The sequence below is a fragment of the Spongiivirga sp. MCCC 1A20706 genome (genome assembly GCF_046524175.1).
Lineage (GTDB): Bacteria > Bacteroidota > Bacteroidia > Flavobacteriales > Flavobacteriaceae > Spongiivirga.
Map to the genome: position 1 here is coordinate 164,341 of NZ_JBEFZF010000005.1, position 21,455 is coordinate 185,795.

Annotated in this window: 15 protein-coding genes; 13 read left to right on the forward strand and 2 right to left on the reverse strand. The window is 36.9% G+C overall.

The genetic code is table 11. The features are described from left to right. The first annotated feature begins 53 nt into the window (after nt 1-53). The 4 genes from ABN763_RS13375 (at nt 54) to ABN763_RS13390 (ending at nt 3,728) form a co-directional block, all read left to right on the forward strand. Nucleotides 54-1,163, forward strand: a complete 1,110-nt coding sequence (locus ABN763_RS13375) for a helix-turn-helix domain-containing protein (RefSeq protein WP_410485986.1) — start codon at nt 54-56, stop codon at nt 1,161-1,163. An 80-nt stretch (nt 1,164-1,243) separates the two neighbouring features. Then, the gene (locus ABN763_RS13380; RefSeq protein WP_410485987.1) at nt 1,244-2,179 is read left to right on the forward strand and encodes a hypothetical protein; all 936 of its coding nucleotides are present in this window, start codon (nt 1,244-1,246) and stop codon (nt 2,177-2,179) included. Between the two features lie 165 nt (nt 2,180-2,344). Continuing rightward, nucleotides 2,345-2,929, forward strand: a complete 585-nt coding sequence (locus ABN763_RS13385; protein WP_410485988.1) for a TetR/AcrR family transcriptional regulator — start codon at nt 2,345-2,347, stop codon at nt 2,927-2,929. A gap of 49 nt (nt 2,930-2,978) precedes the next feature. Then, nucleotides 2,979-3,728, forward strand: coding sequence for an SDR family NAD(P)-dependent oxidoreductase (locus tag ABN763_RS13390; RefSeq protein ID WP_410485989.1), 750 nt, complete (start codon nt 2,979-2,981; stop codon nt 3,726-3,728). Nucleotides 3,729-3,779: 51 nt separating this feature from the next. Here the strand turns inward: ABN763_RS13390 and ABN763_RS13395 are convergent, their stop codons facing one another. Continuing rightward, nucleotides 3,780-4,142, reverse strand: a complete 363-nt coding sequence (locus ABN763_RS13395) for a hypothetical protein (RefSeq protein WP_410485990.1) — start codon at nt 4,140-4,142, stop codon at nt 3,780-3,782. A 103-nt stretch (nt 4,143-4,245) separates the two neighbouring features. Between ABN763_RS13395 and ABN763_RS13400 the strand changes: the two genes are divergently transcribed. The 9 genes from ABN763_RS13400 to ABN763_RS13440 all read left to right on the forward strand — a co-directional run bounded on the left by ABN763_RS13400 (nt 4,246) and on the right by ABN763_RS13440 (nt 19,074). Further along, entirely contained in the window at nt 4,246-5,064 is an 819-nt protein-coding gene (locus ABN763_RS13400) for a carcinine hydrolase/isopenicillin-N N-acyltransferase family protein (protein WP_410485991.1), read from the forward strand. Nucleotides 5,065-5,301: 237 nt separating this feature from the next. Next, the gene (locus tag ABN763_RS13405) at nt 5,302-6,561 is read left to right on the forward strand and encodes a hypothetical protein (RefSeq protein WP_410485992.1); all 1,260 of its coding nucleotides are present in this window, start codon (nt 5,302-5,304) and stop codon (nt 6,559-6,561) included. A 3-nt stretch (nt 6,562-6,564) separates the two neighbouring features. Next, nucleotides 6,565-7,767 carry a hypothetical protein gene (locus ABN763_RS13410; protein ID WP_410485993.1) on the forward strand — a complete coding sequence of 401 codons (1,203 nt, stop codon included), beginning with the start codon at nt 6,565-6,567 and terminating at the stop codon, nt 7,765-7,767. Further along, nucleotides 7,764-9,020 carry an FtsB family cell division protein gene (locus tag ABN763_RS13415; protein WP_410485994.1) on the forward strand — a complete coding sequence of 419 codons (1,257 nt, stop codon included), beginning with the start codon at nt 7,764-7,766 and terminating at the stop codon, nt 9,018-9,020. Before ABN763_RS13410 ends, ABN763_RS13415 begins: the two co-directional genes overlap by 4 nt. A 6-nt stretch (nt 9,021-9,026) precedes the next feature. Continuing rightward, on the forward strand, nt 9,027-9,506 hold the full coding sequence (locus ABN763_RS13420) for a T9SS type A sorting domain-containing protein (protein WP_410485995.1): 480 nt from the start codon (nt 9,027-9,029) through the stop codon (nt 9,504-9,506). Between the two features lie 5 nt (nt 9,507-9,511). Further along, nucleotides 9,512-16,177, forward strand: coding sequence for an RHS repeat-associated core domain-containing protein (locus tag ABN763_RS13425; protein ID WP_410485996.1), 6,666 nt, complete (start codon nt 9,512-9,514; stop codon nt 16,175-16,177). A 9-nt stretch (nt 16,178-16,186) separates the two neighbouring features. Further along, complete coding sequence (locus ABN763_RS13430; protein ID WP_410485997.1) at nt 16,187-16,789, forward strand: hypothetical protein; 603 nt, start codon at nt 16,187-16,189, stop codon at nt 16,787-16,789. A 269-nt stretch (nt 16,790-17,058) separates the two neighbouring features. Then, the gene (locus tag ABN763_RS13435; RefSeq protein WP_410485998.1) at nt 17,059-17,862 is read left to right on the forward strand and encodes a helix-turn-helix domain-containing protein; all 804 of its coding nucleotides are present in this window, start codon (nt 17,059-17,061) and stop codon (nt 17,860-17,862) included. Between the two features lie 63 nt (nt 17,863-17,925). Next, nucleotides 17,926-19,074 (forward strand): serine hydrolase domain-containing protein, encoded by a 1,149-nt coding sequence (locus ABN763_RS13440; protein ID WP_410485999.1) that lies wholly within the window; start codon nt 17,926-17,928, stop codon nt 19,072-19,074. A gap of 28 nt (nt 19,075-19,102) precedes the next feature. Here ABN763_RS13440 and ABN763_RS13445 read toward each other — a convergent pair whose 3' ends face one another. Further along, nucleotides 19,103-21,415 carry a tetratricopeptide repeat protein gene (locus ABN763_RS13445; RefSeq protein WP_410486000.1) on the reverse strand — a complete coding sequence of 771 codons (2,313 nt, stop codon included), beginning with the start codon at nt 21,413-21,415 and terminating at the stop codon, nt 19,103-19,105. Nucleotides 21,416-21,455 lie beyond the last annotated feature (40 nt).

Genomic DNA, 21,455 nt, shown 5'->3' on the forward strand with positions numbered 1-21,455 from the left:
TCGTCATTTACTATACAAAAAAGTAGTTTTGCAGGATACACCCTCTCTTTAATATGATAAACGTCGCTACATTGATTATTGCCATTGCTGTTCCTCTTTCTATCGGTATCTCAATCTATTTATCCACTATTAAAAACACAAACAAAAGAGCCAATAGCATTCTTGCTATACTACTGCTATTGGCTTCGGGGATGTTATCAGTAAAAGCACTCGCATCCTATCATGTGATTACAAACATATGGTGGTTGTCATTTGTTGATATTAATATCTTTCTTTTCGGTCCACTTTCTTTCGTTTATTTAAAGCGACTGATCAATTTTTCGGAAAAACCTTTTTCCTTAGCAGTTTCTCATTACATACCTGCAATCACACATCTTATATTTTCATTGGTTTTACTTCAATTGTCCGAAGAATCACTTATCAATCTAAATCGGTCAGGTCAGTTTACAACAGTGTTCTTTTTTATAGAAGTGTTAGCAATTTTATATAATATCTATTACTGGAGTTTATGCAGAAAGGAAATTTCCATCTATTTAGAACAAGAGAAAAAACAGCTATCATTTATACAACCGATTGGGCACTTTTTGAGGGTAATGTTTTATATGATTTCTGCCTTGCTTTTAATTTGGATGGTAAACATGGTTAGCAGCTCGTTTTTTAAGTATCCGATCCCCTTTTTTAGCTATAATTTTATCTGGATAGGCATATCTATAATTGTATATATTATTGCTGGTTTTGCACTATTTCAACCCACTGTTTTCAGAATAGCACCTACTTTAGAATCCAAATCTTCTGATAAAAAACGCCTTAGCGATTTTGAAATCGAGCAATTAGAAAAAAAGTTGAATACATTAATTGTCAAAGAAAAAATACATCTAGAACAAACGCTCACCTTATCTAGTTTAGCATCAATGCTCAAGGCATCATCAAACAACGTATCGTGGTTCTTAAATAATGTATACCAAACCAGTTTTTATGATTACATAAATGAACTTCGAGTACGAGAGTTTATTAAAAAGATTGAAAATAACGAACATAAGAAGCAAACACTATTGGCCCTTTCTATGGAAGTTGGTTTTAATTCTAAATCTACTTTTAACAAAGCATTCAAAACTATCGTAAAAGTAACCCCCAGCAATTATATAAAACGTATGAGTGCTTAAAAAGATGTATATCCGTACCCATTAAGTCGATTTTAATTTCAAAGCCGCGTTATTTCGGAAGAAATTTTAAAATTCACTTAATGATGAAAAACATCCTAAAAAAAAGAGTACTCATTATTTTGCTTTGCACTACTGCATTGCTTTTTGCATCATTCAACCTTTTTTCATGTTATGGAGATAATCCCTTGCCGCAGAAAAAGGAGGTAACCACCATATTTGATAATTTTCCCGCTAACGATGGTATAGCTGTTGATGTATATGGTACTGTTTTCGCTGCAAACTATGGGCAATTTGTGCAAACAGGAGGAGACGGAAGTACGGTGCTTCAAGCAAATCCTTTTAAAAAGGTATTTGATACAATAGCAAGCGGATTAATTAATCCAGTGGGAACCGCTGTTGATTCAGAAGGAACTATTTACGTTAGCAATGCAAATAATTTTGTAAGTGGCGAGGTAACGCAACTAAATTCTGATGGCTCAAAGGTTATATTGGCTACAATTGAAGGGTATCCATCAGGCATCACCGTAGACGAGCATGATAATCTTTATATTGCCAATTATTTAAAAGGACTAGTTCATAAAATAGATACTGAAGGAAAACTTTCAGTATATGCGCAGGACGAACGCCTATTTGGAGGAGTAGGCATTGACTTTGACAACGATGGAAACCTAGTCGTTGGAAACTTAATAACGGGAGATGTACTAAGCATTAATCCAAGTGGTCAAACCAATTTAGTAACGACAATACCAACAGTACAGCAATTTAGCGTAATTGGCTATATAACGTATTTTAAAAATCACATATATGCCACTGTGGGTGCTGAAAATCGCATCTATAAAATATCATTAGAAACTGGAGAATTTGAAGTTTTCGCAGGCAATGGAGAAGCAGCTTCAACTGATGGCCCTGTACTAGAGGCAAGTTTAAATAGGCCAAATGGTATTACGGTAGATCCGTATCGAAAAATACTATATATCACGGAATTTGGTAATCGTTTAAGGGCAATAAGTCTGTAGTCGAACCTTTACGGATACGCAAAAACAGCAGGCTAATTCGAGTTTGGTAAAAGCACGATCTTATATCTTATTTGTTTGATTGTGCTTTACCTTTTTGAAATTTAGCGTTGTTTTAACAATTGTGTATCAAAAATAGTTTAATTTTGGAACGTTCATTTCAAATAGATGGCGAATACAATTCAATATAATAGAAATCAGGTTTTGGCTAAAGCTTCAGAAGTTTTTCAAAAGAAAGGGTTTAACGGAGCAAGTATGCAAGATTTAGTAGATGCTACCGGTCTTAACCGGTCTAGTATTTATAATTCTTTCGGTTCTAAAATGGATTTGTATGTAGCTTCTTTGGATATATATCGAGATCAAAATGCTGGCATACAACAATCTTTAGTGAACAACGCCAAAGACGGTTTATCAGCCATTAAATCGATTTTTGACATATTTATTAAAACAATTGTCAACGATGTTGAAAACAAAGGCTGTATGATTGTTAATTGCAAAACTGAATTAGCATCCACCGGAGATAAAAGCATTCTCAATTGGCTACTGAATTCGGATAAAAAGGGAATGGAACTTTTTGAAAATGTCATCAAACGTGGTCAAAAAGATGGAAGCATCAACAGCAAACAAAGCAGCAAAACATATGCCCTTTACATTTCTACAGCTTTACAAGGTTTTAGAATGACGGGTATAATGAATAAGAATAAAGGAGAACTGGAAGTCTTAGCTTCCTCATTTATAAATCAATTAAAATAATTTTTTTTTGTTTCAATTTTGAAACGATCATTTCAAATTAAATCATATTATGAAAAAACTAGAAAATCGCGTAGCAGTAATCACAGGAGCAAATAGCGGAATTGGCTTAGCAACTGCAAAGTCTTATTTAAAAGAAGGTGCAAAAGTTGTTTTAGCCGGTAGACGTCAAGAAGCACTAGACGAAGTTTCAAAAGAACTAGATGGTGATTTTATCACCGTTAGAGCAGATGTTGCCAGTATAGAAGACAACAAAAACCTTATTAAGGAAACTGTTGATGCCTATGGAAAAATTGACATCCTATTTTTAAACGCAGGAATTGCCCCTCCAACACCTACAACCGATGTTAGTGAAGAGCACTACAACGAACTTTTCAATATCAATGTTAAAGGTCCTGTTTTTGCAGTAAAAGAAGCATTACCTCATTTAAATGATGGTGGTAGCATTCTATTTACCAACTCGGTTGTTACTCAAAAAGGATTTGATGGTTTGGGTATTTACTCCGCCACCAAAGGAGCACTAAGAGCATACCAAAGGGTGCTAACTTCTGAGTTAAAACCAAGAAAAATTCGCGTTAACTCAATTGCGCCAGGTCCGATTGAAACTCCTATTTATGGCAAAATGGGAATCCCTGAAGAAACGCTGAACGAAATGGGTAGCAACTTTGCACAAATGGTTCCCTTAGGTAGATTTGGCACCTCAGAAGAAGTTGCTAACGCCGCATTGTTCTTAGCATCAGATGATGCTTCCTATATTAACGGAGTTGAACTAGAAGTAGATGGTGGATTAAGCCAGATCTAATATGGATGTAGTTACATCAAACGCGATTTACTTTAGGGTAGGTCGCGTTTTTTATTGAGATGAACTATAAACCGATTTAAACCATACCTTTTGCCACTCCCTTTTTAAGATTAAGAAAATAACCTGCTTTGAGATTTCGATAGTATCCGTAGTATCAAGATTCTTAACTGCTTGTTCAGGTACATCAACAATATATAACAAGTTTAAATAATCAGCGAATTTTTCCTGAATTAACTGATATACAATTTCTTGTAACTCGGCTATTAACTGATCTGGTTTAATCGTTTTTGGAAAAGATACATCAACAGCAGCATAATTGAAATCTTTGTTAAGTTGATCAATAAGATGACTATACAACTTTTTAGAAGTAACATCTTGTAATAACTCGGAAGTATCAGTATACAATGTGATCATGGGGTAAAATAATCTACCATATAGACGTTGGCATTAACAGATTGTTACACTATGTTAACCAACATACTATGTATATTTATAAGGTCAAAAATATTCTTCATAAATGAAACGTCATCTGATCTTTATCATGTTCAGTGTATTTTTTTTACCCAGTACTACGGTAAGTGCATGTTCTATCGTGTATTATATAGATAAGATTTCGGGAAAAATATATGTAGCAAATAACGAAGATTACTGGTTAGATACTGATGCCTACATTCAGATTGAACCACAATCTAAAAACAAACTAGCAAGGCTATGGTATGGATGGGATGATTTTGCCCAAGGCGGTGTCAATTCTGCTGGACTATTTTTCGATGGTGCTGTTACACCCAAATTAAACGACTCAAAGAAATACAAGAAAATAAAAGGCAATTTAGGCGATCATATTCTGGCGCATTGCAAAACAGTTAATGACGCCCTAGCGCTGTTACAAAAAGAAAAAATCGCTCTGGGTAATGCGCATATGGTGTTGGGTGACGCAACTGGTAATGCCGTTGTAGTTGAATGGATCAATGGAGAAAGAAAACTCATACACATAAAGGATGGATATCTAATCGCTACCAACTTTTTATTGTCTGATCCTGAAAAAGGAAACTACCCATGCTATCGCTACAAATCGATTGAACAGCGTATTCAAAAACTTAAATCTCAAGATACCACAGCGGATATGCGTTCATTTGGAAATGTAGTGGGCGGAGCGGTACAATTACCCCAACAAGATTCGAACGGTAAGTCCGGAGGTACCCTATACACAAGCTTTATCAACATTACTGATATGGAATTTGGCTTAATCTACAAACTAGATAATAACAAGATCACACGCTTCAACTTAAAAGAGGAGTTTGAAAAGGGAAAAAGAAGAGTGATTCCTTTAAAATAGCAAAGTCTTCGACATCAAAAAATATTCTTATAAACTTTATGAGCTAACTGTTTTTATTGTGTAAACTATAGTTGTTAACAAGTACAGAACATAATTGCTATTCAATTAACATAATATTATAAAGTTTTTTACTACATTAGAAGTCCTCTAACAATATGAAAACATACGAAGTCAATTGGTTTTTTTGACTCGATAAGCCTTACAACCAGTTTTTGTATTAACTAAACAAACTAAACTTTGAAACAGATTACCCTGGCACTGCTATGCGTATGTTTTACGTATTCCGCATATTCGCAAGCTGTTTATAACGGATCAGATAAACATAGATTTACAACGAACTATGGCTATATAGATGTTGGCCCTTTTAATACTTCATATGCACATCTGTATACAGACCGTCCAAGATTTATTGTAAACAAACCTTTTTGGGTAATTGGAGGTGGCCTAAGTTCATATAGTGCTTCCAATTTGTATCTGCAGACAAATGGAACCAATAGAATGATTATTTTAAATAGTAATGGCAATGTAGGTATTGGCACCACAAACCCTGCTCAAAAATTAGAGGTAAAAGGAAAGATATACTTGAATTCGGGTCCTGATGATGATGGTATTTATTGGGCAAGACATAATATGACCATGGGAACAATCCCAGGAAGTTATAATCATAATGTTGTAATGTTGAAACCAGGTGGTTCATCAAATGGAATGTTACATTCTCAGCTGAATATGTATATAGCTAATTCTGAAACCAGTCATGAGAATAAGGTAAGAATTCACACATCGGGGGCTTCCTTTCTTAATGGAGGTAATGTAGGTATAGGGACTACGAACCCTATTTCAAAGCTACAGGTTAACGGAGATTTTTATTTATATAGTAATGAGTCGTATAACACTGGTTGGGGTAAAACTCATTTTTACTGGAGACGACATTCACTAATTATGGGTACACCGGTTGGCACATACGCTCATAACAAAATTGAATTAAAACCAGGTGGCTCTAACTCAGGTGAATTAATTTCAACAATTAGTTTAAATCAAGCTCTCGGTGAAAACAACCATGAAGAGCGGGTTCAAATTACCTCAAGTAAAACGCATGCCACCTATTTTAACGCAGGCAACGTAGGCATAGGCACAACTACCCCCGACTCTAAACTCACTGTAAAAGGCAAAATACATACTCAAGAGGTTAAAGTAGACTTAGCAGGGGCTGTAGCACCCGACTATGTTTTTTATAAAGACTACAATTTAAAGTCCCTTGAAGAAGTACAAAACTATATCACTAAAGAAGGGCACTTACCGAATATTCCATCTGCCAAACAAATGGAAGAAGATGGGATTAACCTAAAGGAAATGAATTTGAAGTTGTTGGAGAAGGTGGAAGAGCTGACCCTGTACACTCTTGAACAAGAAAAGAAAATAAAAGAACTACAAACAACAAATAAAAAAGTACTTGAATTAGAAAAAAAGCTAGAACAAGTTCTTAAACGTAAAAATTAATTAATGATGAAAACTCTTTTATACCTCTTATTAACATGTTGTTCCATACAAATTACTTTGGCTCAATGGACAACACCAAATAGCAACGAAGTATCTACCACCAGAGAAGTTATTGCGCCTGTTTTTAGATTAAGTAATGAGATAAGGATTCCTAATACCTTCAGTCCAACGGACCCAACTATTGGTACATTGGATAATACGGGATACGGAATTAATATAGATAAAACTAATGGAATCGGATTTGCATTCAATGGTTCACATAAAGTCTTTTTTAAAACAAACGGAAGCATTACTACAAAAGGCACTACCCCAAGTATTCATATTGAAGGATCAGGAACCGGTAATTATCAAGGCGCCACATTAATGCTCTCAGCAAAAGGAGCAACAACCAGTAACAAGCATATATCAACGTGGTTAATGACGCATAGGGGAACTGACGGTACTGCTTCGTTTGAAGTGCAACGAAGAGGAAATTCTAGCGAATATAACGGCTCAGCTTTGTTGTATAAAGATGGCTATGGTTGGAAATTTGGAGTCGCTTCAAACCCCACTGCAGAATTAACAAATGCCATGACTATAAAAAACACAGGCAAAGTGGGAATTGGTACGACAAGTCCATTGACTAATCTTCATGTCTCAACTGGCACTTCAGGTGACGCCATTTTTAGACTGGAAGCGGATACCGATAATGATAATGAATCTGACAATCCCTTAATTCAGTTAAGACAAGATGGTGGTGCATTAGGAATTAATATGGGATTTTCCGAAGAAAATTTCGGAGGTAACATCTTCGGTATAGGAACCCGATATACCAACAATGAAACTTGGAATACATTTACTATTAATACTCAAAATGGGAATGTGGGTATTGGTACTAAAACTCCAGGAGCATATAAACTAGCAGTAAACGGCAAAATTCATTCTAAAGAAGTAAAGGTTGATTTATCAGGCTGGTCAGACTTCGTATTCGAAAAAGACTACAAGCTCCCTACCCTAACGGACGTTGAAAACCACATTCAAGAAAAAGGGCATTTACAAGATATCCCTAGTGCTAAAGAAGTAGCTGAAAATGGGATTTTCCTTGGGGAAATGGATGCGAAATTATTGCAGAAGATTGAGGAGCTGATGTTGTACACGATTCAGCAGCAGAAAGAAATAGAACAGCTTAAAAATCAAGTAAAAAAATTAAAGAAGAATAAAAAATGAGGTATTTAGTAATTAGTCTTTCATTATTGATGTCGGGAGTTTTAACAGCCCAAAACCCGTCTGTCTATACCGCCGAAAAATCGGATAATTCATCTGCATCCCTGAATGTTAAAAATAACCAAGGTGTCTGGCACTTAAGTGGCCCTAGATCATCTGAAAATGGTAATAATTTTTCTATTTTTTGGCATGATGGAAGCTATTATAGAAGATATATGTCAATTATTGACAACGGTAATATTGGTTTGGGTACATCTTCCCCACAAGCCAAATTACACATCTATAACGGATCATCGTACGGAAACACACATCCATTCGCAGATTTGACCGTCGAGGATGATTACAGAGGAATGATAAACATTCTTACTAGAAATAATGATGTTGGTTATTATGGCTTTTCAGATCAGGATGACGATTTTGTAGGTGGAATACAATACGAACACGCTTCCGATAGAATGAAATTTAGGGTAAATAATCATGATAGTGATATGGTCATTAACTCTAACGGAGTTGTAGGTATCGGCACCACAAGTCCAACCCATGTATTAGATGTCATAAACCAATCCTTTGGTCCGGAAGCTTTATTAAGACTTCGAGTTCAAGATGCGCCTCAGGACTACTTTTCAATAACCAATTCAACCGGTTCAACAGGTCAGTTTATTCCAAGAGTTGCAGGCCATAGAATCTCTGATAATCGCTATTCTGTTCAGTTCATGGGGACTACTTTGGAGTCGAATGACAATGGTGGCAATGCTTTGGTCAACTTTGATGCTAGAAGAACAAACGGCCCTATTCAGAACAGACCACTTTTCTTATGGACCAATTATACAACCAAGATGATGACCATGCTGGCTAATGGTAACCTTGGTATCGGCACCACTAATCCCGGCACCTACAAACTCGCAGTTAATGGTAAAATTCGTGCCAAAGAGATAAAGGTAGAAACCGGATGGGCAGACTTCGTGTTTGAAAAAGATTACCACCTCCCTACCCTATCTGAGGTTGAAAGTCACATTCAGGAAAAAGGCCATTTAAAGGACATTCCAAGTGCTAAAGAAGTAGCTGAGAATGGGATTTTCCTTGGGGAAATGGATGCGAAATTGTTACAGAAAATTGAAGAGTTGATGTTGTATACAATAGCCCAAGAAAAACAATTAAAGGCACAACAAACTGAAAACAAACAATTAAAGGACAAAAACCAAGAGCTAGAAGCTCGACTTGCTAAGCTTGAAAAAATACTGCTACCTAAAAACTAAACGAACATGAAACAACTAACCTTAATAATCGCATTGCTGACTGCTTTTACTGCAGCTGGGCAATCACAATATAAAATAGCATTTAGTTATGATGCAGCAGGCAATCAAATACTGCGTGATCGTGTTTGTATTAACTGTAATTCAACCTCCAAAGCTCCTGTAAAAACGGATTCTCTAGATGTGGATATTCCTACTGAAGCAGTTACAGAGCTTGAAGAAGAACTTGGCCAGAAAAAAGACTATGAAATTATCGCATATCCAAACCCGGTAACGGATATTTTAAAGGTAGAATGGGATTTATCTAAAAATGCTGTCAATCAGCTAGTAATATTCGCACCCAATGGCAGGCAGCTAAAAATCAGGAATGTGTCAAATAGAAACCAATCAATAGACCTTGATTTTAGTAAATACCCCCTAGGGATGTATATCGTGGTTGCCATATATACTGACGGATCAAGACAATCATTTCAAGTTTTAAAGAAATAACACCTATGAAAAAAATAATTCTTCTTACGATTACGGTGCTATTTCATGTTGTAGCACTTTCTCAAAAATCCTCAGTTTCAAAGCAAATTGAAGGTAAAGTAATATCTAATAACACATATAAACTAGAAGACACCTCAAAAGCAAGTAAAAAACAAACGGTTAATTTGTCCTCAAGAGGAGGCGGAACCGTAAATGGGGGAACAGAGGGAATGGTATCTGTGACTCCCTCTGGCGCATTGACTTACAATATTCCTATCGATATTCCTGTCGGAATTCAAGGGGTTGAGCCTAATATTTCGCTCAACTATAACTCCCAAGCTGGTAATGGTCTGGCGGGATGGGGTTGGGACATTGCAGGTTTATCAGTAATCACAAGAATACCCTCAACTAAATTTCATGATAACGAAATTGACCCTGTTGATTTTGATTTGATGGACCGATTTTCACTTGATGGTCAACGACTTATTTTGAAAACAGGTTCTTATGGAGGAAATGGTGCTGTGTATCAAACAGAAAACTATTCTAACATAAAAATTATTTCATACGGCACAAACACCATTTCAGGTGTAACAGGTCCTAAGTATTTCAAGGTAATCTACCCAAGTGGATCTATCGCAATGTATGGGTATAATGATGATTCAAGAAGCCATATGGATTATGCTATCTCCTATTTTGAAAACCCGCAAGGAATCAAGATAAATTATGTGTATGAATCTTCTAATAATAAAATAAGAATCAATTCAATCAGCTACGGAAGTAGAAACTCTTCAGGTGGCATCAACCAAATAAACTTTAATTATGCAACACGATTGCAACCTACACAAGCATATATTAATGGGGTAAAATTTATTGGTGATAGACGATTAACAGCCATAAATGTTCTAAGCAATCAAATCGGATATCGAAATTATACATTGTCATATGGAACTACTAATTTATCCTATGATAAGCTAACTTACCTTACAGAGCGATCAGGAGATAATACACAACAACGCAATTCAATTTCCTTTGGTTACGGGTTACAAGAAAGTGAAATCACCGAAGTGGTAAAAGAATATAACCAACTATCGGTAGAAAATTTGGAACAACGCAATGCCAACGTCGTAACCACCGATATTTCTGGTGATGGTAAAATGGACTTTATCGTTTACCCCACATTCGGACCCGATAACAAAAAGAAATTTTGGTATTTTGAAAGCGATAACAATCTTGCAGGAACCAACCCAGCTACCGAAGTCAATACAGGATCATTCATTGACATATTACCAGTAAACGCTTTAAATCATCAAGGTAAAATGCTAGCTTCTCAAGGGGTTGCCGTCGTTCAAAAAAATGGCAATACACAGGTTAGATTCAAGGTATTTTCTCAGGGTGCCCCTTCTTCAGGATCAAACATAGGTGAATGGTATAGTAAAACATGGGATATTCCCACATACACTACTCAAAGCGATTGTGATCTTCCTGCATATGAAAATCCTACCGATCAAAAATATATTTCCGGAGATTTTGATGGTGACGGCCTTTCAGATGTAATTGCAATAACATATCCTTATTCATACCAAAATTGCGTAGAAGAGGATTTAGCCCCTGGCGAAACTTGCGGTGGCAATGGTGGTGGAAACCCAGCAGCCAGAGGTGAAAACAAAACGCAAACAACTCAAAATAGTTCCGGCAACTACTGTTGTGAATGTAGTACAATTAACAAATCAAACTCAGCAGTAAATCTAATCAAGTTAGACCGCAGATTAAGCAGTAATTATGCTTCTTCAATTGGAAATTTGTCAACTGGTATTAGCTATTCTGACAGAATAGTAGTATTAGATGCCAATGGTGATGGAAAATCTGACATTCTACAATTTAAAGACGGATTTGTAAACGTTTATTCATTAAACCAAAACAATTCTAGCATACGTTTATTGTGGAGAACCATTGATTCAAAAATTGACAGAGACTTCCCTATCATGCCGGGCGATTATAATGGCGATGGCAAGGCTGATTTTATGGTGCCTCATGGTAACAATAACAAAAACTTCTCATTATTCTTTTCCTCAGGCACCGGTTTTGTAAAGTTTGATAAACTACAGCCATTTGAATATAAAAATACAGATTACAATGGAAGTGGAACTTTATACGGATATAGCCTAATACCCGTTGATATTAACGCTGACGGAAAGACAGATATTATAAGTTATAACACAACTACCTATAACGGCAATTCTAACGGTATACAAAAAATAGTGCTTTATAAAAATAAGGGCGTAACTATAGTAGATTCGAACCCTGTTTTTGTGGCAGGCGGAAGCAGAGAAATTACGGGTAATACAAAACATTTCCCAATACCAATATTTTTGACCTCAAATAAGCAAAATGCAAACCTAGAGTTTGCTTCTATAAGCAATAAATGGGTTACCTCCTTTGGCTTTACTGAAGATCATCGTAAACATATCTCTTTAGAGCGAATCGTTAATAATGGAATAGAAACCACTATTGAATATAACCAAATTAATAAATATGCTGACAGTAATAACAACAATGATCCGCATCCATTTTATATAGAAAGTTATAGCCAGAACTACCCTTTTGTGAATGTAAACATTGCACCATCTTTTAGGGTGGTTAATAGGGTTACAGAAAAAACGCAATCGTCAACCGATAGGATTACACGATATAAAGATTTTAAGTATGAAGGTGCAGTTTCTAATACAGAAGGTTTGGGTTTTATCGGTTTTGAAGTTCTCAAACAAACTAATTGGTATGGTGATGGTGTAGGCACCTTATGGAGCATGTCAAAACATGAACCATCTTATCGCGGGGCGGTCATGCAACAGTGGGTGGCGACGTCACCACAATCCATTCCGGGTACTTACATCAGTAAAACCGACTATGTGTATGACACCAAACTCATTGCCAATCCCGGTTCACCATCTGCCCCTGATTACCAAGCGACTATTAACTTAAATTCGGCAATCAGTGGTCCTAGAAACTATGAAGCTGAAGAGAGTATTACCTTAAGCCGAGGGTTTCATGCCACCGGAAGCAATGGCGCATTTAGTGCGCTCATCATTCCGCCAGATCAACAACCAGGAGAATCAGGCTATGCGGGTGTTTTCGATGTACTTTTAAAAAGCATGAGTCGTGAAGATGTTTTAACCGGTGTGGTCACATCAGAATCGTATGTATATGACTCGTATAATAATCCTACCACCACAACCACTACTTTTCCCGGCGGGAGCAGAAAAACGACCTATACCTATAAAAATAATGAGAGTGCAACCAATAAGGAGTATCATATCGGGCGTGCGACCAGAATGACAGAAAGCGCCACACTAAATGGCAATTCGTTTAGTACAGAAACCCAGTATACCTATGCGAATAACCTAGTTACGGAAACCAAGCGAAAGGGTAACGGCACCTCTTGGATTACAGAAACTTTTGTTCACGACATCTTTGGTAACATTACTAGCAAAACCATTAATGCAGATGGTGTTGACCCTAGAACAGAAAGCTTTACCTATGATACAGGGGGTCGATTTATCATAAAAGCAACCGATGTCGAAGGTCTAGAAACCCACTTTGTATATAATGCTGCAACCGGTGATTTACAAAGTACAACGGACCCCTATAACTTAACCCATAGTTTTACCTATGACAAATGGAACAGACTTCTTACAGAAACAGATTATTTAGGAAATGTCACAACTCATGAATACAATCAGCAACAACAAGGCTGGTTAGAGCTGCGTACCGATCATCCTGATGGGGGTAAAGAATACTCACTTATTCACCCTATGGGTTGGCCAGCGAAATCGGGAGTGTTGAGCCTTAATAATGAATGGGTGGAAACCGAAACAAAATATGATGTTGCTGGTAGGACCATTGCTCAAAGTCAACCGTATACCGGCTCTGCAAGTCAATGGACAACCACTGGCTATGATCAATACGGCCGTATGGTATCACAACAGTTACATACCGGTCGTTCGATTAGTATGACCTATTCCGGCCTTACGGTAACCGTAAATGATGGGGTAAAAACAACCGTAACCACTGCAGATGCATTGGGTAATCGTGTTCAAGTATCTGATCCTGGAGGTACAGTAAACTATACCTACTATCCTACCGGAGCGATGAAAATTGCTAATTACGAAACACACCAGGTAAGCGTTACCATCGATGGTTGGGGTCGTAAGAAAAGTTTAAACGATCCTTCAGCAGGCACCTATAGCTATACCTATAATAATTATGGAGAGTTACTAACTGAAGTAGGACCAAAAGGCACTACCAGTTATACATATGACCCCGTAGGTAAAGTAACCAATAAAACCATCAATGGTGACCAAACTAATTTAACCTTAGATTATGTATACGACAATGTGACAAAATTGCCAACGGCAATGAATGGGCAAGATCATATTAATAATCATGCATACACCTACGCCTATGAATATGACCAATACCAGCGCCCAGATTATGTAAAAGAAACTACCGGTTTAGCCGAGTTTGAAAAAACCATTACTTATGATGGTTTTGGTCGTGTTGATAAAGAAACTACAACCGCTAAAAATTTAGGTACGGGTGATTTTAAAACCATACGTACCCGCAATGAATATGATACCTCCGGACTGCTAAAAGCCCTTTGGGATGATATTAACCCTGTAAAACTATGGCAGCTAGACCAGTTAAATGCGCGAGGGCAGGCATTATCGATAACTCTTGGTAATGGCTATACTAGTGCGATGGAGTATGATGCCTATGGCTATCTAACTAAAATTGAAGATAAAGAAAATGACAATAACAACCCAACGGTTGCCTTACACACAACCTATAGTTTTGACCAACAACGGGGCACACTTCTTAGTCGTGAAAATGTTGGGCTTAATTGGCAAGAAAATTTTCAGTATGACCACCTAGATCGGTTAACTACCATAAGTGGCAGTGCTACAAAAACGATGACCTACGATAACCGAGGTCGTATTACTAATAATACTGACATAGGCACTTACAATTATGTGGCTGGCGCTAAACAATATCAACTAGCCAATATCGAACCGGATGTTGCCGGCGAAACTTATTTTGAGCAGCACCCTACCCAACAAATTACCTACAATAGCTTTAAAAAACCGGTAGACATACACCAGCAAGGACATGGTCGGGTAAGTTTTGAATATGGCCCCTTAATGAATCGCGCACATGCCTATTACGGTGGTGAAGATGAAGATAAATTACAACGTCGTTACCACAAGCATTATTCTGCCATTATCCCGGCAGAAATTGTGGAAGATACGGATAATGGCAGTGTAAAAATCATTACTTATATTGGTGGTGATGGCTATACGGCACCAATGGCCCATATTAAAACAACAGGAGTGGGGGCAATTGACGAATTTCATTACCTGCACCGGGATTATTTGGGCAGCATTATGGCCATTACCGACTCTAATGGTACCCTAAAAGAAGAGCGCCAATTTGGTGCCTGGGGTACAGTTGATAAATTTATAAATAGTAGTGGTGGCACTAGTTTTGACCATACTGCTTTATTAGGTAGAGGTTACACGGGGCATGAACACTTTTTTGAAGTGAGCTTAATACATATGAATGGCCGTATGTACGACCCCCAATTAGGCCGCTTTTTATCACCCGACAATTATATCCAAGACCCCTACAACCCGCAAAACTATAACAGATATGGTTATGCATATAACAACCCTTTGATGTATGTTGATCCTAGTGGTGAATTTTTCTTAGGAGGGGCAGAAGTACCTCTTCTGGTTTCTCTTGTGAGTGCAATATTTGTTGGTGCCGCAGCATATGCAATAGGGTCATTTGTAAAAACCTACCTTCTTAGTACACCTAAACCAGAGCAAATTGCGCCAAATCCTGGTAATACAACAGCAACAAATACCAGCTCAAGCGCTGCCAGCTCCTCCCGAGAATCGAGGGGGAATGGAGATTTGAACGCAGAATCACCATCTTGGTTTTCGCAGTACTGGGAAGGAGCCAAAAATGGATACTCGAGGTTTTATGGTGATATCAAACGCTCCGTTGTTAATCAATATAATAAAATCGTCAACGACCCTTGGGGGGCATGGACTGATGGTTTAAAAGATGGAGCCAAGAATCTTATTCCAGGGTATATGCCTTACAAAATGATCGTAGAACCTCATGTTGATAGAATAAGTTCCGTATATAATGGTATCAAAGCTTTTGGTAATGGTGACTATTATGGAGCGGGAGACATTATAGGTTATCAAGCAGCTGGTGACCAATTAGACGCCGGTTTAACATTAGCTACAGCTGGAGGAGGATCTTTGGTAGCGAAAGGTTTTTCTAGGGGTGTTTCTACATTGGCAAAAGGGGGAAGTAAATGGTGGATTAAGGGAAAAAGGAAATCTTCGCTAAATACAATGAGGGAAGGAAGGTTTGCAGTAGAGTCGGTTGATGGTACAGTTTCGCGAAACTTCAGTGATGCTCTTAGAGCAGAAATTAATAGGATTGGTCAGAAACATGGGTGCCATACATGTGGTACTAAAACTCCAAATGGAAAATACATCCCTGATCATCAACCATCCATTAAACTAAAACCAGAAGGGCCATTTAAACTATTTCCACATTGCCCTAGATGCTCAGTACTCCAAGGGGGTCAGGTTAATAATGCACTTAATCATAATCACTAAATTTATGAAATGAAAAATTATTTATACATCGGCGAAAATATTGGAAGAATTTTTGCTTTATTTTCGGAAAATCATGTTTCAAATTGGAAAGGATATTCCGAGGATGAAAATCAAGATAGCGATTACAATGATTTGATCGAAATAATAAATTTTGATGAAACCGATTTAACTCATTATAAAAATCGAAATAGTGACTACTATATCTTTTTTAGCATGAGTACTAAAATTGAAATTTTCAAAAACTTAAATAGCTTATTAATTCTCGATGGTTTTTTTTTCAATCAGAAGTTAAAAACAGAAAACATATTAGAAATAAATGAAGTTAAAAAGCTTGACCATAAAATTAAAATTGAAAGATCGAGGACCATTATTATGGATGCTGCTTGCTCCGGAAAAGATATCAACATTTCAGATAAAAAAAGTGGAGTTTACGGAATGGAAAAAACAAAAGTTAACTATTATGCCATTGTTGAATTAGAACCAGGGCTATATGATTCTAAAGTTGTTGATGTTAGTGTTAAAGTTGAAAATGGAATTGATGTTTTATCAGGAATTAAAATCGATAAACTAGCCCCTGCAACCACAAGTCCCGATAGCTATCGTGGTGACTAGTAGCAACTATGAGTATGAAATAGTATTTAGTGCAACCAGTTGCAAACTGGCTAGTGCTAAGTTGCAAACTTCGTACAGTATTGTACTGTTGTGGTTTTTTTATGAAAGCTTAATACAATACACACCCTCCTTAATCCTCCCTCAAGGGAGGAAACTCATATGGTAGCCGTCCCCTTAAGGGGACTAAAGGGTTGTGAATTTCACTTTTTAATGTTTCGTCTTCATTCTATTGTCTTTTTTAATCCCTATTTTATCCCTAGCTTCACCCTATGATTTTCGAGCCAACACTCGCCGAGGTAAAAAAACATATTGATCATTATTGGATACTTGAAAATTCAAGTCTATTATCGATGGGTACCACCAAAATGTACGCCTATCCGGGTATTACGCCTGATATGATTATTGTCTTAGATGGTTCCTATACGATGACTTATATGGGTAAAACCATCACATCCAATCGAAGTCAGCTTTTTAGTTTTATTCATAAAGATGTTTTTATGGATTTATCCAACCTTAAAAGTTGCATCATCATCAAGTTCAAATCCCGAGGGTTATCGTCATTAAAACCTTTTTTAGATGTAAATACCCAGGCCATCATGAGCGATTCTGTCGCTTATGCTGATGAAGTTTTTGGTATAGAAATGGAATTATTAAAAACGCATTTAGCCCGACTTGACGCTGAAAAAATGGTTAATGAGCTTGATCAATGGTTCGGAGCGCGATATAAAAAAGAGCGAGAGGGTTTTGTGGTCGAAATGGCGCAAGAAGTAAGCACCAGTTGCGACATAAAATCGATTATGGAAGCAACCAATTATTCCTATTCAACCTTAGAACGGTATTTCAAGAAAGATACCGGTCTTACCCCTAAACGCTTTCAGTCACTACAGCGATTTAAAAAAGCCTTACGCGAATTGTATATTACACGAAATCAAGATTGGCAGCATTATGTGACAAAATATGGGTACTATGATCAAAGTCATTTTATTAAAGAGATCAAACGGTATACCAACCACACGCCTTCCCAATTATTATCCACTCCAGCTTTTATTGAAGTACGACCTAGCTACATTTGACGAATTTTTACAATGAGGTCATTATTGAAAACGGCATTTTTGTCATAATCAATAATCAAACGAATGCGATATTTATTTCTTTTTATTACCCTAAGTGTATTACAACTAAGTTGTTCGTCATCAAAAAACGTCCAGTACAATGCTGATCCTTCCATACAATTACAACAAATTCTTGAAGATGGTACTACCATTGAAAATGGGATAACAGGAATTTCACTCACCGTAATTTCTCCGGAACTGGATATCAATTTTAGTAATGCCACCGGATATGATAGTACAGAAAAAAAGCAAGCTCTTCAAGTAGAACAACCTTTTCGCATTGCAAGTTTAACTAAGGTGTTTGTAGCCACCGGAATTTTGCGTCTTCATGAAAAAAGCCTGCTTTCTATTGAAGATGTGATTAGTAAGCACATTTCGCAAGAACATATCGATATCCTAAGGAAAGGAGGCTATAATCCAGATAATATAACCATACGACATTGTTTGATGCACATGAGCGGACTGTATGATTATGCTGAAGGTGGACCTGATTATATTGAGGAAGCTTCTAAAGATCCTGCGAAGCGATGGACCCGCACTGAGCAAATTCAATTTGCTATGGACCATGGAAAACCACAGGGGGCTCCCGGCGAAATCTTTCATTATAGCGATACCGGTTATGTGCTATTAGGGGAGATTATTGAACGATCATTAGATACCGGATTGGCAGAGGGGCTGCGTTCACTGCTTAAATTTAATGAGCTCGGCATGTCTTCCACCTATTTAGAAAGTTTAGAAGAACGTCCCGTCAGCCTATTGCCCAATGTAAAACGCTATATGGAGACAATTGATGCTTCTAATTGGGATAATTCAATCGACTTATATGGTGGTGGGGGGCTCGTTTCGAATACCAAAGACCTAACTGTCTTTTTACAAGCACTTTTTAATGGAGGTATTTACGAACAAGAGGATACACTACCGATCATGTTGTTAAAAAAAGAGTATAACGGTAACGAAGTACCTTCTCAGCGATTGGGTTTTGGTAGTGTAACCGGAAAAAAATCAGGATTAGAAGTCTATTTACACTCCGGGTTTTGGGGTACCTTCTTTATGCATATTCCCAAATATAACTGCAGTATTGCTATGAATAATACGAATGACGGTGATAATAATGTCTTACAACAAGTAATAGATTATGTGATTTGGCTAGGTGAACAACAAAGTAAGCCTTAGCCTAAATAGTTATAGTAAGCTCCCAGTTTTAAATCTTCTGATTTTCCTGGTAGTTATTCATTTTTTCAGATAGTGCTTTTGCTTGTTGGTACGGAATGTAATCTAGATCCGCTTGTTCCCAGAACTTTAGGGCTACAGCCAAATACTCCGCTGCCTTTTTCGGTTTGGTAGGTGCTAATAGATTTGCTAATTGATAATAATAAAGTGGTTGATCGGTTTTTCGTTCAACCGCTAGGGTCATAATATCAATCGCCTTTTGAATATCTCCAGCTTTTGCGTAGATGTTAGATTCAAAATAATCGTCGCTAATTAATTTTTGGAGCTTTCCATCGTCACTTTCTAACAGGCTAACACAGGTATTAAAATCCTTATTTTGATATGCTTTTAGCAAGTCTAGATAGTCTTTAGCACCAGCCCCATAATTTTTATATTCACCCTCGCAAGTTATCATTAAGTCGTCAGGGCTAATTGTTGTCTTCAAGTCTCTTATAATTGCAAATGAATTGACCACACATCGATAATAACTTTCTGAATTTGCATTATACGCATTCAATTCTTCAAATAATTTTTCTAGTGTATTATATGACCCAGTAGCAAGTGCTAGGTTGGCTTTACGCAAAAAGGTAGTAGCGATTAGCCTATTTCGGGGTGTACGTTTAAGCGCATAACCTTCGTAATCTTTTATCAAATTAAACGTCGCTTTTATTTGACCAGTTGACTCAAAGATGTAGCTTTTAAACCAAACATACGATAAGGTATCGATTAACGTAGTGGCCTGACGCATGCCATTGTCAATTCGCGTGTCTGCCGCTTTAAAATCAACATTTTTAAAGTCCAAAGCCGCTATCCGAACCTGAATAGTCGGGTTTAAAGGATCTAATGCCTCTTCTTCAAGTAACAGTTTTTTGGCTTCTCCTATGCGTCCTTGTCGCTCATAAACTGTTGCATATTTTAATCGATCTTCATCGCGATCCGGAAATTGCGCAGTACATTTTTTTAAGGTTTTCAGCGCCTCATCATATTCTTCATTTTCCAGCTGTAACGAATGGAGCGCTAATAAACCGCGTTCTACATTCCCATTGTTGATGGCTTCATTGATTAAGCTTTTGGTACTATCTATACCAAAATTAGACTTATAGTAAGAAATCAGATTGTTATATGGGGCAAATTCATAAGGAAATTGCTTTCTACGCATTTCTTGTAGTTTCCAGAATGCATCCATATTATTAGTAGCGCGGTATAATGATTGTTTCGCACTAAACTGCATTCTTGCAGGCAATGCTTTGTTATACTGTATCGCCTTTTTAAGATATGCCAGTGCCTCATCGGTTTTACCCATTCCGTATAAACTACTGCCAGCATAATAATGACAGGTACCACATGAAGGATCCAAAGCAATTGCCTTTTTCTCCAGTTCTAAAGAAGCTTGCAAAGCAGTTGGATCATTTATAAATCTAATTTGAGATAACGTATGGTTTTTTAGGGCTTCTTTATTACTGGAAAGTAAGCCAGATGATGGTAAATGTGTTTGATTATTATCCTCTAATTCAGGAAAATATTCGAATATCTGATCTTTTAATGTATCGATCGCATCGTAAAGGTTAGTATTGGTTGCTTTTAGTTCCTTTACCTTTTTTCCATCTGCAGTAGTGTACAGGTTTCCTTTAAAATTAAATTGATCATCAACAATAGTATAGTTGATATTGGTGAAGTAGTCGTTTCTAGATTTTCTCGCAATTTCCCGTTGCATACCAATAGCCGGCGTTACTAGTGATGGAATCGCTAGCGCATCATGATATGTATTAAGAGTATATGCAGAATATGCATAAAACTCAGGGCGTTGATCTAAATTTAGTTGGAGTAGATTGGAAAATGCTAGACCATACCAGTCGTTTTCTGCATCTCCAGTCTCATTTTTAAATTGAAAATTGGCAATGGTTTTTATTCGATTCAATATAGGAACCTTGGCTTCAATCTTATTACCATTTTCGTCCGTTAATTGAATAGCAATATCTTGGTTTTTCTTATTACCATTTACAAATAGCCCTAAGCAAATCACAACAACAATATTTAAAATAACCAATATTTTAGGCCACTTCAGACTGGTTGATTTAAACTTAAGTTCACCTCCAAAATAAATAATGATCGTAATAGCAGGAACCAAAGCAAGCCAAACAAGTAAATACTTGTCCAACAATTGATTACTCAAATTATATCGCTTGATAACAAATTCAAAAAATTGTAAAAGTCCAAAGCCAATTGCAAAATAAGTCCCTAAGTATTGAGGTACTTTTCGTTGCCAAATTTTAGAAAAAAAAGTATTGTTAGATGCTTCGCTCATGCTGCTTACCTTTAAAGCTAATATATGATATTGAATATAA